9 protein-coding genes and 2 pseudogenes are annotated in these 14,977 nt (G+C 45.5%); 5 read left to right on the top strand and 6 right to left on the bottom strand.

Features of this window, described 5'->3' with window-relative positions; all coding sequences use genetic code 11:
* Positions 1–244 precede the first annotated feature (244 nt).
* Positions 245–1,270, bottom strand: coding sequence for an IS110 family RNA-guided transposase (locus CZ367_RS09355; protein ID WP_077196643.1), 1,026 nt, complete (start codon positions 1,268–1,270; stop codon positions 245–247).
* A 1,073-nt stretch (positions 1,271–2,343) separates the two neighbouring features.
* Between CZ367_RS09355 and CZ367_RS09350 the strand changes: the two genes are divergently transcribed.
* Positions 2,344–3,711 carry a DDE transposase gene (locus CZ367_RS09350; protein ID WP_144005973.1) on the top strand — a complete coding sequence of 456 codons (1,368 nt, stop codon included), beginning with the start codon at positions 2,344–2,346 and terminating at the stop codon, positions 3,709–3,711.
* A 158-nt stretch (positions 3,712–3,869) separates the two neighbouring features.
* Positions 3,870–4,223 (top strand): annotated as a pseudogene (locus tag CZ367_RS09345) (glycoside hydrolase domain-containing protein); the annotation flags it as partial.
* Between the two features lie 503 nt (positions 4,224–4,726).
* Here CZ367_RS09345 and tnpB read toward each other — a convergent pair.
* The 4 genes from tnpB to CZ367_RS09320 form a co-directional block, all read right to left on the bottom strand.
* Positions 4,727–5,071, bottom strand: a complete 345-nt coding sequence (gene tnpB, locus CZ367_RS09335) for an IS66 family insertion sequence element accessory protein TnpB (protein ID WP_077195221.1) — start codon at positions 5,069–5,071, stop codon at positions 4,727–4,729.
* A 105-nt stretch (positions 5,072–5,176) separates the two neighbouring features.
* Positions 5,177–6,160 carry an efflux RND transporter periplasmic adaptor subunit gene (locus tag CZ367_RS09330; protein ID WP_237581790.1) on the bottom strand — a complete coding sequence of 328 codons (984 nt, stop codon included), beginning with the start codon at positions 6,158–6,160 and terminating at the stop codon, positions 5,177–5,179.
* A gap of 180 nt (positions 6,161–6,340) precedes the next feature.
* Positions 6,341–10,663, bottom strand: a complete 4,323-nt coding sequence (locus tag CZ367_RS09325; protein ID WP_077196641.1) for a CusA/CzcA family heavy metal efflux RND transporter — start codon at positions 10,661–10,663, stop codon at positions 6,341–6,343.
* A gap of 7 nt (positions 10,664–10,670) precedes the next feature.
* Positions 10,671–11,054 (bottom strand): hypothetical protein, encoded by a 384-nt coding sequence (locus tag CZ367_RS09320; RefSeq protein ID WP_237581664.1) that lies wholly within the window; start codon positions 11,052–11,054, stop codon positions 10,671–10,673.
* 314 nt (positions 11,055–11,368) lie between these two features.
* On the opposite strand from CZ367_RS09320, the gene CZ367_RS09315 reads away from it, so the two are divergent.
* From CZ367_RS09315 to CZ367_RS09305, 3 genes and pseudogenes are all read left to right on the top strand, one after another.
* Positions 11,369–11,590, top strand: a complete 222-nt coding sequence (locus CZ367_RS09315) for a hypothetical protein (protein ID WP_237581662.1) — start codon at positions 11,369–11,371, stop codon at positions 11,588–11,590.
* Between the two features lie 212 nt (positions 11,591–11,802).
* Positions 11,803–13,695 (top strand): annotated as a pseudogene (locus tag CZ367_RS09310) (TonB-dependent receptor); the annotation flags it as partial.
* Between the two features lie 307 nt (positions 13,696–14,002).
* Complete coding sequence (locus CZ367_RS09305) at positions 14,003–14,275, top strand: hypothetical protein (protein WP_394334143.1); 273 nt, start codon at positions 14,003–14,005, stop codon at positions 14,273–14,275.
* 399 nt (positions 14,276–14,674) lie between these two features.
* On the opposite strand, the gene CZ367_RS09300 is transcribed toward CZ367_RS09305, so the two are convergent.
* Positions 14,675–14,977 (bottom strand): IS66 family transposase (locus CZ367_RS09300; protein WP_144006029.1); only part of this gene is annotated, 303 nt, incomplete at its 5' end.

The following is a 14,977-nucleotide window of genomic DNA, read 5'->3' as shown; positions in this document are numbered from 1 at the left end:
TCTATTTAGACGTATTCTAATTAATTAAATCAGTAACATTTTACCTTAATAAGTTAGTTATTAACAACTTACGAAATACCTAAATCTGATTAATATGTATTAGAAGTTGGTTTCCCAAGCATCGTCTCTTCGCCCGCAATCAGTGGTAAACATACGAGTTAAGAGCTACGCTTTATACACATTTCTGTTTAACCCAAATCGCTTTCTATGTTAATATCCAAATGTTTTGACCATTATTTTCAATTTATGCTGAGATTTTATATTCAGGGGTGAATGTTTGGCGGTTTCTAACCATTGCTGTGACCAAATGCACAAGTTTGTTCTTGACATTGTTCAATGCAACTTGCTTCTTCTTTCCGCGTTCCACGAGGCGCATATAGTACCTCGCCATAACGGGATTGAATTTGACGGCAGCCAGTGCAACTTGTGTCAGCATGGCCTTTATCTGGCGGTTCGCCATATAATGTACATGCGGATCAGAATGCACACTGGTGCCAGAGTCTTTTCCGAATGGGGCTAAGCCGTAATAGCAGGCAATCTTGCGCGAGTCGTAGTTGAAACGACGGAAGTTGTCTGTATACACCATCAGACAGACAGCGTTCTGCGTTCCTATGCCAGGCACCGAGGTCACGATTGTGAACACCTCGGTGAGCTCTTCGTCCGACTTAATGAGCTCGGCGATTCGCTTGTCTATCTTCTCTACTTCCTTGTTGAGTTCTGACAGGATATGCCTTCCGCTCTGCGAGATCATCGTCTTGATAGGCGATTTCTCCATAGTGAGCTTCTTCTCGCCTCTACGCACCTGAAAGCTGCATCTATGGCGTACCACCATTTGACGATACAGAAACAGCTCTCGTAGTTGTGCAAGTGACTCGCTAAGTGGCTCGTACATAACGGCTTTGTCGTGATTTCTCATAGCGTATTCTGCAATCATCGAGGCGTCGGCGCGGTCAGACTTCAATCGTCTGAGACCTGATGCGTCCTTGATGCTCTTGGCGTTCTCAAGCCACATGTCGTAGCCTTTGCCGTAGAGGAAGTTGCATAGTCCTTTGCTGTAGTCGCCAGTATTTTCACCGCAGAAGAGCCACAGGGAAGGATCGATGCCGTAGGAATTCTTCTCCACCCACTTGACCAGTTGCTTGTAGCCAGACACTGTTGTCTTGAACTCGTTGAACACTCTTGGGGCCGTTTCTGTCAGACCGTCTGCAAAAATGATAGCCACATCAACTTTTTCTTTCGAAAAATCAACTCCGATAAATAAATTCTTCATATATTTGTACAATTTTATTAAGTAGAATTGGTCGATAGTTGTATGGACTGGAACTCTAAATAGGCTTCGTGTCGATAACTTTCTATCTGGTCTTTGCAACTATGTCGATGAGGTCCGAAACGATTTATAGCTTTTAGCTGGGTCGTTAGCTGGTTTACCTCTTCGACAGACCGATTCTACCTTTTTACAACAAAGGTACGAAACTGTCTTTAGCAATCATAGTTTTACCTTGATTATTTAATGTTTATGCGACTGCGTCGCATTCTTCTGCAAACTTAGAGGTCGTTAGACCAGTCGGACCAGTCGGACTTGTCTGACACGTCCGACTGGTCCGACTGGTCCGACTGGTCTGACGACCGATTTGGATTAAAAAGAGTAGCCCATAAGGGTTAAAACTGTATCAGAATAGGAAAAGAACCCACAAGAAGCGTATAAATACAACCAATAAACATTAAAACTATTCACTTTTACGTTAAATACACAGCACATATTTCGCTCATACAAAACAAAAAGAGGTGTAATACAGAAAAGTGGGCTAAATTTCAGAATGACATAATGTACTATCAATCAGTTATTTATGCAAAATGAAGAAAAGACCAAGGTAATATAAGAGTAATTAACACAGAAATATATGCTATTAAAAACAACAAATAGAACTAAAACAAGAAGGAAAATAGACTTTTTCACTTCTTATAGTTCAACTTTCACGACCTCATAGTTCAACTTTCACCTCCTCAAAGTTGAACTATGATCCTGCCAAACATATATGTTTTGAAACGAAGGGATGCAGACATTAGAAAAAGAGGGTATTTATACGCTTTTTATTCGTTCCACTTTGCTAATTTAAGTGTTAAACCACTACGAAACAAAAGAATAAATATACACAAAAAGGCGTTTCTATCCTATCTTTAGAAACACCTTGGGTAATACGCTGTTTTCCGTCCTAAGTTAGGGATATTCAGAATTTTCTTAACTAATTGTTTGTCAGTATCATATATTATTTGTACCTTTACATAAAATCCCCCGAACGACCCATCACGGGCAGAATCGGGGGAAAACTTAAAAAATTCGTCGTGAAGATACAAAAAATTTCTGATATAACACCAACTTTGCCCTTTACAGAGTTCGATTTTTTACAGAGTTATCGTGAAAGCTTTGCAAAAAGCGAACTTGGACGCATTCATTCCCAGCTCCCCCTAAAGGAGTTGGCAGCAGAGTATACGAACCTTAGCCATAAGAGCAAGCGAGGCAACAAGCCTCTTTTCTGGGGTGAAGGAGAAATTGCCCTAATGTTCCTTAAGTCATACACAGGTCTGTCTGACGATGGTCTGATAGAGATGTTTAACGGAAGCATCCACATGCAGATGTTCTGTGGTGTTCTGCTAGACCCTTCCTGTCCCATCAAGGATGGAAAGATTGTAAGTGCCATACGCAATCGTCTTGGTCGCATTCTTGACATAAACAGTTTTCAGAGCATATTGTACGCCAAATGGCAAGATAGTCTCAAGGATAAAGATCTATGTTTGACGGATGCAACCTGTTACGAGAGCTACCTGCGTTTTCCTACGGATATCAAGCTGCTCTGGGAGTGTTGCCATTGGCTTCACACTCTGCTGGTCTCCGAGTGTAAACACCTTTCAGAGCGTATTCCGAGAAGCAAGTATAATAATATTGACAAGGCCAGGCTTGCATACGCCAAGCAGCGCAAGCACACAGCCTCGTCCACGCGCAAGCTCAGGAGAAGACTCCTGAGGCTCCTGTCCAAACTCCTTTCCCAATGGAATCGTCTGCGTAAACAGTACAGTCCTTGCATCTGTCTGTCGGCAGAACAAGAAAAGCGGCTGTCCGCTGTGCGTGAGGTATGCCTCCAACAGTCAGAACTATTCTCTGGCAAGGAAGTCAAGCACCGTATCGTCAGCATCGACCGTCCCTATCTACGTCCCATTGTCAGGGGCAAGGAAAACAAGCGTGTAGAGTTTGGTGCAAAGGTCAACAACATACAGATAGACGGCATATCATTCATAGAGCACCACAGCTTTGAGGCATTCAACGAGGGTGTCCGCCTTAAGCAATGTATTGAATATCAGGAATCTTTGACGGGAATCAAAGTCAAGCGTGTCGGTGCCGATTCCATATATGCCAACAATGCCAACCGCACTATGTGTACTGAAAAAGGCATAACGACCTGTTTCACTAGAAAAGGTCCAAGACCCAAAGAAGAAGCTGAATGTCTCAAGATAGCGAGAAAGATTATTGGAAACCTCAGAGCTACGGTAATGGAGGGTAGCTTTGGAAATCAAAAGCAACACTATAGCCTTGGACGCATCAAGGCGTGCAATATGTTTAGCGAGAGGCTACTACTCTTCTTCGGAATCCATACAGCAAATGCTGCCATTCTTGCCGCAAGGGAGATGGCTCGGAGTGTGAAGAAGGCTGCCTAATAAAACTTAAGGATAATTTTACAAGTCCATAGATAGTATGGAAAGGGCAGGTGTGCCCATATGACTCAGTATTTGAGATTTTTGAACAAATAATACAGCATATTCTTTTTCTGGGTACTTCTCCAAGGAAAAGAATGCAGTTTTTGGCTGCCTCGGAGAGTTCTAAGAGGGAATTAACTGAAATGCCCTACCATAACGACTTCGATGGTCTGAGCGGAAACGAGGATGTTGGACAGATGTCGGCCTGGTACATCTTGTTGTCCATGGGCATCTATCAGGTGGAACCCTCTGGCGGAAAGTATATGTTTGGCTCGCCTTTGTTTGACAAGGCTGAGGTGAATGTGGGACATGGCAAGACGTTTACCATCCTGGCGCATGGCAACAGTCCGAAGAACATGTATGTCAGCCATATCAAGTTCAACGGCAAACTCTACAACAAGCTGTACATTGATTACAAGGATATCATGGCCGGCGGCACGCTGGAGTTCTTCATGACCGACCGTCGTCCATAAACATCAACTGCGGTTTTGTTCTTTTGATATTGAAAACATAATGGATGTTTGGTAGCCAGGCAATTTCCTGCCGTAAGCATCCAGTATTAGCCGCCTTTCACACCAATAAATAACCCTTATATGTCTGGCAGCATATAAGGGTTATTTGTTATTTGAAGNAGCTCAGCATCCTTATCCTTGAGCTCAGCATCCTTATCCTTGAGCTCAGCATCCTTATCCTTGAGCTCAGCATCCTTATCCTTGAGCTCAGCATCCTTATCCTTGAGCTCAGCATCCTTATCCTTGAGTTGAGTATCCTTGTTCTTAAGCTCAGCATCCTTGTTCTTGAGTTGAGTATCCTTGTTCTTAAGCTCAGCATCCCTTTGCTCAAGAAGTTTAACAACAGCTTCCCGAGTGAGAGAATGGTAGTCAGATGTCATTGTGCAATAAGGCATATCCATCACATTATCAGTTCTTTATACGATGTAAAATTACAAAAAATATCTGACACTGGCAAGAAAATACTAAGATTTATTGTATCTTTTTCTTCGGTAGCAATTAGGATTTATACCTTCAATATAGAGTACCAATTCGTCCCAGCGAAGTTCATAAAATCCAGCTCTCGCCCGTATGATTTTAGGACTTAGGCAACCCTGTGCCATCTGTTTATGATACACGACAAAACCACAGCGTTCCCAGTGCAGCAATTTAATTCGGTTACGGGCTCGATTGTAGAAAACGTAGACAACACCATCAGAAGGATTGAAGTCATTGCGGCGTACCAATTGGGACAGGCGAAGAATACCCTGACGCATATCCACAGGAGTGCAACAAACCCGAAAAACATTTGTTTCGTTGAGTACAAACATAAGTTTTTCGGGCAAAGGTAGTAAAGTAAGAATGTTACACAAAGGCGGCTAATATTGGATGCTTACTTCCTGCCTACCAAACATCCATTCCGTTTCGGTCATGTTTTATTCCTCTCCCGTCTCGTCTTTCTTCATCTCAGAAATCAGGTAGTAAGCACCTGACTGCACAATGCGTGAAAGACGATCTGCCGGCTCCTTGGTCTCTATGCCCACGAGGTCACCTTCTTCCTTCACCTTCTTGACCATCGTGGGGACAAACTGCCAGTTGTTCCCTTGCTTTGCCGCCGTGAAGATATAGGATTTTCCATCCACTTCAACGATGGCATCAGACGAAACGACTCTCGTCCTTTCGCTGCTTGTTGCAATCTTCGCCTGTACATACATCCCTACAATCAGTCCCGTGTGCTGTCCATCCAAACGAACACGCACATCAACCGTTTGCGTTTCGGCTCTAAAAGTCTTACCTATGGAGTACACTTTTCCCTTGCAGGCGGTTCCGTCGGCATGAACTATCTTCATTGCTACAGCCTGTCCCACCTTAATTTTCGGCACATCACGTTGGAATACCTGCAATTCTGCATACATGTTGCTGGTGTTGGCAATCTTCATCATGGCCATCTCGGGTGATACATATTGCCCCGTCTGCACGTTGATTTGTTCCACCGTGCCGTTGATGGGACTTGTCAATGCGATGGCCAGTATAGGTTTTCCCTTGCGAAGGGCAGACGTACTGATGCCCAGTTGTTTGAGTTGGGCGGCAAGCATCTGCACCTGACCGCTCACAGTTTGCAGCTCCGACTTCGTACGGTCGTAGTCTTTGCCGGCTCCTACACCTTCGTTCAGCATCATGGTCTGGCGGTCAAACTCCTTTTTCAGGTATCTCTGTCGGTTCAATGCCGAGAAATAATCCGTCTGAAGGTTTACCAAATCAGGATGAGACAGATAGGCCACCACCATTCCTTTGGTCACAGATTGCCCTTCATGAACCAATATTTGTTTGACGTTACCGCCCATTTGCGGGGTTATGGTTGCCTCACTCTGGGGGTCAACGGCCAGCTTTCCATTGACGTCCACACTGCTGATGAGCATCGTGTCGGCGATGTTCCCCACCTTGATGCCTAACTTTTTCACCTGTTCATCGGTGAGTTCCACCTTTGTCATGCTGTCCGATGACTGTTTTTCTTGTTCGCCAGCGTCCTTAGTTTGCTTGCCACAAGCTGCCAAAAGGACGATGAGCGAAAGGATGAGATATGCTTTTGTTTTCATTTTTTATATGGTTGGATATTGTAAATTGATGATTGTGTCGATGAATTGTTCGTATGCTTCCCAATAATCAAGCTCGGTTTGCACGGCGTCACCCATAGTCTGAATGAACCCGATGTAATCGGTTGCACCCAGTTTGTAAGCAGAAGACGCGCCACGTTGCTGCGCCCTGGCCGTGGGAAGAGCTGTGTCCCGGTAATATTGCAGTTTGTGACGCCACTTCTGGTACGCAGTGTGCAAGCGTGCTTGGTTGTCACCCAGCTGTTTTTTCAGCAAGTCAAACTGCGTGTTTTCGATGTCCCTGTCCAGGGCGGCAGCCTTTTGTCGGGCCTTGTACGAACGTCTGAACAGCGGAACACTCACGCCAACGTCGAATGTCCAGTAGCCGTTTTTGTCGCCAATGCGCTGTGTACTACCCTCTATGAAGAATGCGGGAAGCCCTTTGGACTTTTCCAGTCGGATGTTTTCTTCGGCCAATTTGACCCTCTCCGACTGACAAGTCAATACGGGATTTGCACTGCCTGCTACCTCTCCAAGCGTCTCGTCTGGAGCCGTAGTGGGTTCATAGAGTCCCTCTCCCAGCCACCGTGACAAGGCCTTCAACGCCACTTGGTAATCAAACACCGACTGCTTGAAGTTTTCTTTGGTTTCAACAGCCTTCTTCTTAGCGGCCAGATAAGCCAACTTCGACGTTTCTCTTGCCTCGTAACGCACTTTCGCCGCATGCTCGAAGTTCTGGTAGATAGAATCTATCATGGCATGCACGTTCATCCTTTGCCTTAGAATATAAGCCTGCGCATAATCGCGGTAAACGGCTTTGCGCAATTGATGTTCGGTGAGATTCATCTCCGCACGAGCCACATTCACCTTTTGGCGTTGGGTGCGCACGCGCTGTTTGTTCCCCAGTACGTCAATGTTTTGCCTGACAGACAACAGGGTAAAGGTGGCGTCGTTGCCTCTGCCAAGCTCATCTACCCCGGCCGACAGCTCAGTAAGTCCCACCTCGCTTACGCCCTTGACCATGGCCTCTTCACGGCTGACACTCATCCGTGCCAGACGAATGCTTGGATGATATTGCTCGGCCAGCTGCAGGGCTTGCTGCAAACTCACTGGCTGTTGAGCCTGCATGCCGCATGGTGCCAGCAGTGCCAGCATCAGGGCAAAGGCCGCTTTGGGTAACCTATTGGCAGTTTTTCGCTGCGCTTTCTCTTCCAAAGCGTACAATAAAGGAACGACAAGCAAGGTAAGCAGCGTAGCCGTGAACAGTCCGCCGATGACCACAGTGGCCAAAGGTCGCTGCACTTCAGCACCTGCCGACCCCGACACAGCCATGGGCAGGAAACCCAACATGGCAGCCGTAGCCGTGAGAAGGATAGGGCGGATGCGCTCTTGCGTACCCTTGATGATTCTGCGGTTGATGTTGTTCATACCTTCTTTCTTTAACGAGTTGAAACGATTGATGAGTACCAGACCGTTGAGTACGGCCACTCCGAAGAGGACGATGAAGCCCACTCCGGCCGAAATGGAGAAGGGCATGCTGCGCAACAGCAAGGCCAATACGCCGCCGACCGTGGCCAGCGGAACCGCCATGTAAATCATGAGGCTCTGCTTGAGCGATTTCAAGGCGAAATAAAGTAGCACGAAAATCAGGAGCAGGGCGATGGGCAAGACGATCATCAAGCGATTCTTGGCCTCCTGAAGTTTCTGGAATTCACCGCCATACGCCAACCGATAGCCAGCCGGCAGGCGCAGTTGCTGATCGAGTTTGTCCTGTATCTCATCCACAACCGACTGCACATCCCGTCCTCTGACGTTCACGCCGACATAGATGTTGCGCGAGGTTTGTTCGCGGGAAATCTGCATGGGCCCCGACTCATAATCAATTTGCGCCACCTCGCTCAAGGGTATCTGTGCCCCGCTGGGCAGCGGTATGTAAAGTTGGCGCAGGTCGTTGATACTCTTCCGGTAAGCGTCAGAGAGCCTGATGACAAGGTCAAACCGTTTCTCGCCCTCAAACACCGACCCTGCCGAACTTCCGGCAAATGCGCTGCTGACATAGGCATTGAGGTCATCGATGTGCAAACCGTATTGCGCCACTCGCTGCCTGTCGTACTTCACAGTAATCTGCGGCAGTCCGTCCGTGCGCTCAAGGGCCACATCCTCGGCTCCCTCTATCCTACTGATGATGCTCACCATCCGCTCACCCAGTTCGCCGAGTTTGTCGAGATCGTCGCCATAAAGTTTCACGGCCACATCCTCGCGCACACCCGTGAGCAGCTCGTTGAAACGGAGGGCCACTGGTTGTGAGAACGAGAAGTTGAGCCCCGGCAGCATTTGCAACTTGTCTTTAATCTTTTCTATCAATTCTTCTTTGGTCTTGGCCGATGTCCATTTGCTGCGATCCTTTTCCAGAATGATGAAGCTGTCCGTGTAGTCGAACCCCATCGGATCGGTGGGTATGTCGGCCACCCCAATGCGAGCGCATACGGTTTTGATTTCCGGAAAGCTCTGAAGCAGCAGGCGTTCCACCTCTTCCTCTCGCTTGATGGTTTCCGAGAGCGAACTGCCGGGGCGGAGGAAGGTTTGCATGGCGATGTCGCCCTCATCGAGTTCAGGCACAAATTCGCCTCCCATCCGTATGAAAGCGAATGCGGCAGCCAGAAACAAAGCAGCGGCAGAAACAAGTACCATCTTTTTATGACGCAGGGCATACAGCAGCAGCGGGTGATAAACATGTATGATGCGCCCCGTCACACGGTTGCCCATGCGCTGCAAGCTGCGTTCCATCCGCACCATCCATCCGCCCTGGTGGCTCAGTGGACGAATCAGCAAAGATGAAATCATCGGCACATACGTCAGACACAGAATGATGGCTCCCAGTACGGCGAACGAGAAGGTGTAGACCATGGGGGAGAACATTTTTCCGCTGACGCCAGAGAGAAAGATGATGGGGGTGAACACGATGAGGATAATCAGCTGACCGAAGAAGGCCGAATGCATCATTGAAGAGGCGGCCTCGAAGGCGACGGCGTTCATGCCGCCCCGGCCCAGTTGGCTGTGTTTCTTGATTCTTTTCTCCATTTCGAACACCGTGCCTTCTACGATAATCACCGCCCCATCGACGATAATTCCAAAGTCGATGGCACCCAGGCTCATCAAGTTGGCGCTCACGCCGAAAAGCCGCATCATGATGAGGGCGAACAGTAAGGACAGCGGAATGACCGATGCGGCGATGAGACCTCCACGCAAACTTCCCAATAACAGCACCAGCACGAATATCACGATGAGCGCCCCTTCTGTCAAATTGCGCGCAATGGTGCTCGTTGTACGCTCGATAAGGTTGGATCGATCGAGAAAAGGTTTGATGTCGATGCCGTCGGGCAGCGACTTTCTGACACTCTCCATGCGCTCCTTCACCGCCCTGACCACCTTGTCAGAGTTGGCACCCTTGAGCATCATGATCATGCCCCCGACGGCCTCATGACCATCTTGCGTGAAAGCGCCGTACCTCACTTGCGAGCCAAAGCCCACCTTGTCGGCTACGTCGCGCACGAGAACAGGGGTGCCGTTGACATTCTTCACCACGATGTTCTCAATGTCGTCAACCGACTTCACCAGTCCTTCGCCCCGGATGAAGCTGGCCATATGGTCACGCTCTATGTAGGCGCCGCCCGTGTTGACGTTATTTTTTCTCAGGGCTTCGTACACCTCGCCCACGCTCACGCGCATGGCGTTGAGCCGCTGGGGGTTGAGGGCCACCTCGTATTGCTTGATGCTTCCGCCAAACGAGTTGACCTCCACCACGCCCGGAATCATGGACAGCTGGCGCTTCACTATCCAGTCTTGAATGGTGCGCAGCTCCTGCGTACTGTAACGGGCGGTGTCTTTGGGAACAAGGGTGTACTGTAAAATCTCGCCCAGTCCCGTGCTGATGGGACCCATCGCGGGCGTTCCGAATCCCTCCGGAATGTCCTCGCGCACCTCTTCCAGCTTCTCTTGCACCAACTGGCGGGGCAGGTAAGTGCCCATATCCTCTTTGAAAACGATGGTAACAACAGACAGGCCAAAGCGTGAGATGGAACGGATGCCCTCAACGCCAGGCAGGTTGGACATGGCCAGCTCTACGGGATAGGTGACGAACTGCTCGATGTCGGCCGTCGAGAGATTTTCAGAAACCGTGATGACCTGCACCTGGTTGTTTGTGATGTCGGGCGTGGAGTCTACGTTGATGGTTCGCAATGAATACACTCCGCCGCCGATGATGGCCGCCAACAGGAGTACCACCAGAAATTTGTGTTGAATGGAAAAATAGATAATCTTGTTAATCATAACCTTATTAGTATGAACATGTACGACTTACTGCGGAACAGTTGTTGACAACTGCTCTGCCACTAGATAAAAACAATGGGTATGATAAAGCGGGAGGACCCCTTCGTCCACTTGAGGCTATATGTGCCTCAAGCAATCGGACGATGGGGTCGGGCGTTTCGCCAACTGGCGAGACTATCTGCACGTGCGGGTGCATGTCGGCAGCGTGGGCGCACAGCCAATGAGGCTGCTGCTGCGCCACTTGTATGATGGGCTGCGCATGCTCGTCGTCCTTAACAATGTGCCTGATTTGCTCTACAGGACAGTTGTCTGCCTGCGATTCCTGTCCGGAAGAATGATGGTGGGTGTGGCGGTCATTGATTTGACCGTCTGTTTCGCACCTCTCTTCCACGAAACAAACGTTGCTCAGGTGGTGATGATGAGGCACGGCCAAAACCAGCAACACCATGAGCATTGCCAGCCAAAGACTTACTATGAGAGCTTTTCCCCGCATCATGATGCAAAGGTAGCACAATTTTGTTGCAACTCAGTTGCAAAGTGCTCATCAATCTGTTTTTTCAATTGCATTGACTTTGGTTTTCAATGTAGATGCGCTTGCGCACCTATCTTATACGGCTATTCGTCGAACGTGTTGATTGTCAGCACACTAATCGTTCAGCCAATGGTAATACAGGCGGGGATATCTGGGCAGAGGCCAAACGTAGGTTGGGTGTCGCAGACTCGCTCTCATCCGATCCGGACAGGACCTATTATCAGAATATCGTTGACGCTAACGACAGCAATGGATACGGATGGAACCGCATTGAAGTCAATAATATACGCAGTACCAAAGGCACCATTCGCTACAGCGTTTCCACAAAATCGAGCTTTACTGGCACTACGTTCGCAGGGCAATGGGTGTCAGCAGCAGACTTTAACCTGAAATAGACAGGGCAATTAAGTTTGTTTTTGCGAACAACGGTGTGGATGTTAGTGTGAAGGGTGGCTTATATTGACTATTTACTAAAAGTTGATGAAAATTCATAAATTTTAGGTATTGTAATATTTTTATTTATTTAATACCTTTGCAAAATAATTTAGTGTTCACCAAAGACATTAAAATGAATCACTTAATTAATTATTTACAAATATTATTTCACATGAAGAAAAAAATTTACTTAATTCTTAGTATGATTATTGCGACGTATGCATTTGGTAATGCCAAAGAGCATATTAAGACGGATTCAACGTATCTTTTACAGGAAGTCGTTATAAATACTACGCGTATCCCTGAAATAAAGTCTAATGCTGCTGCAACAGTAACAATTATTGATCAAAAGCAAATTGCAGCAATGAGTAAAGCTGAACCTGATTTATCTCACCTTTTAGGTTTACTCACTCCAAGCATGGCGTTAGCAAGCAATACAACAAGTTCACGCTCACAAACTCTTCGAGGCAGGGGTGCTCTCATATTAATAGACGGGATTCCACAATCCACTCCATTAAGATCTACAGACCGAGATATACGCTCTATAGATGTTTCTGCTATTGATCACATTGAAATAGTAAAGGGTTCGACTGCATTATACGGAAATGGTGCTATCGGTGGTGTGATAAACATTATCACAAAAAAGAATACAAAGAACAAAAAAATTGCCGGTGAGTCTTCTCTCTCAGGTTCAACTTATAATTTCTATCATGGAACACAAGGAATGGGCTATCGTGTCAACCAACAACTTTATGGTTCTATAGATAAATTAAACTATCTTGTTAGCGGTTCTTTTGTAAAAACAGGTAGTAGTATTGATGGTTCTGGTGAATATATCTCTCCACGCTATGGGTTAGGTGATACTTATACGTCAAACGCTCTTATTAAATTAGACTATGCATTATCAGCCAAAAATAAAATAGAATTTATGTATAATTTCTATCGGAGCTTGCAGCATACTGCTCTTGTTCAGCAAAAAGGAGAATATCTAAAGAGTCCAGCTATAGGTATCTTCGGTGAAAAAGACCCACAGGCTGTCGATGAAGGTACACCATATAATCATAATGCGTATCTAAAATTTTCCGCTCGTAAATTATTTTCAAATACAGATTTTGAAGCGTCCATATATGGTACAAGTTTATATACAATATTTGATTTCAGAAAACATAACCCGAAAAAACCGCGCTGGGAAGAAAAAAGTGGACAAGCTACCATCAAAGATCAAAAGATTGGTTTCCGTTCTCAATTTAATACATTCTTGTCAATATCTGACAATCTCTTCACTCGTCTTACTTATGGATATGATTATCTTTTAGATAAAACCTCTCAGCCACTTGTAGATGGACGTTATTGGGTTCCTAATCTTCAGAGTAGTAATCATGCTCCATTCTTGCAAACAAAGACAACTCTTTGGCAATGTCTTAATGTAAAATTAGGAGGACGTTATGACGTTATAGATGTCAATGTACCTGATTACGATATATTGCGTACAAAACTCAGCAGTCCTGAAGTACATGTTAAGGGAGGTAAATTAAAATATGATAATTTCTCATTTAATGCAGGTATATCTTTCAATAAGTTGTCGATATTTCAACCTTTCGCTGCTTTTTCGCAAGGTTTTTCTATTTTTGATTTAGGGCGGACGCTGCGTGCAGCTAAAGAAGACGTTTTATCCAAGATTATTACTGAGCCAGTAAAGACAAATAACTTTGAATTAGGTGTATACTCTGATATCAATCATAGGTTACAGCTAAATGGATCTGTTTTTTATACTTATTCAAAGTTGGGAAGCGACCTTAAAATTGATGAAGCTGGTTTTTGGGTAGTCAACCGAACACCTCAAAAGGTATATGGAATGGAATTGAATGCAGATGCGCAAATATTAAACAACTTAAAAGCAGGTGCCAATTTCACATGGTTCGAGGGGAAGCTCAAGTCTACTTCAGACAAATGGGATACCTATATGTCTAACATATCTATCCCTGCAGCCAAGTTTGCTATGTATATTGATTATGCTCCCNCAGATGGGATAAAGAATAACATACAGACTTTCGGACAACTTCATAAAACGACTCCTTTTCATAATTGATGGACCTTCGGGTGTCATCTCCGATAAGATTGTTGCGTTTTACCTATATTCTGAAGAAGTAAATTGTTGGGCGGATACGTCCGTGTCAACTCATAGAAGTTTGTCTGATAGGTCTGTTGTTCGTAGCCTTTCCATACCCGGTGTTCCCATGCCGGGCTGGTGGCTGTTGCTTCTTCTAAAGTCATCGTACTAATAAACTTCACGCTAAGTGATTGATAATGAACAGTTAATAAATTACAAATATTTTCCAATTATTTGGAAAGCAACATAGAAGAATATGTATATGCAGCTACATTACGTTCATACAGGAGACCGTAACCGCTTTAACACCACAGATAAAGGTAAATATAACGAGGGAGAAGGAAAAGTTAGTAGTATAAATTTACTCAACTTTTCAACAAGAATAAGTTTAAAGGATTGGGAACTTAATTTAGGTATCTCAAACTTGCTTAATAATACTTATTATACACCAGCTTCTATGTTGATGGCAAGAGATGCAGAGTATGCGCATGCTGATGGACGTAAGATAACATTAACTGCTACATTTAAGTATTAGAAACTGAGGTCATAATGATGACCAGCATTAAATATATATTGGGAGCTCTACAACAATGTTCTCAAATAATATGTTCAAAAAGTTCATTTTTTGATGCAAATTAGAAGAATATAATTCTTAAGAATTTCGAACTGGTATATAATAATGAGTCAAAATGGAGCGTCAATGCTCCATTGCAATAAGTACGAATCTATAATATTGAAACAAACCCTCTCTTAAAAGATAGAAAGTGCCATATCAACACTCGAAAACAGAGTTTGATATGGCTTTCTTAATATGCTCGTAAGTATCTGATATAGAGCGCCTTTAATAATGGTTAGTTAGTAAGCATCCAATATTAGCCGCCTTTCACACCAACAAATAACCCTTATATGTCTGGCAGCATATAAGGGTTATTTGTTATTTGAAGTTTGAAGGTAGCATTTTCGTGAGTTCCTCCTCCGTCATATCTGGCAGGGACCTTGAAAGAACTTCCTTCATCCATTTGTATGGCTCTATGCCTGCTTCCCTGCAACACGCCATAAAGGTATAGAAGATGGCGTTGTTCTCTGCTCCCTCATTGTTACCACAGAACAGGTAGTTCTTTCTTCCAAGCGTGATGGGCCTGATGGCCTGTTCCATGAGGTTGTTGTCTATGTTGAAGTGTCCGTCCTGCACATACCTGCCAATGCGTATCCATACGGCGAAGGCATAACGCAGTGC

Origin of the sequence: Prevotella ihumii, from assembly GCF_900155655.1 — a bacterium.
In the GTDB taxonomy this organism is placed as follows: domain Bacteria; phylum Bacteroidota; class Bacteroidia; order Bacteroidales; family Bacteroidaceae; genus Prevotella; species Prevotella ihumii.
The sequence above is the reverse complement of the archived record's forward strand: the minus strand, read 5'-3'. Positions and strand labels throughout refer to the sequence as shown.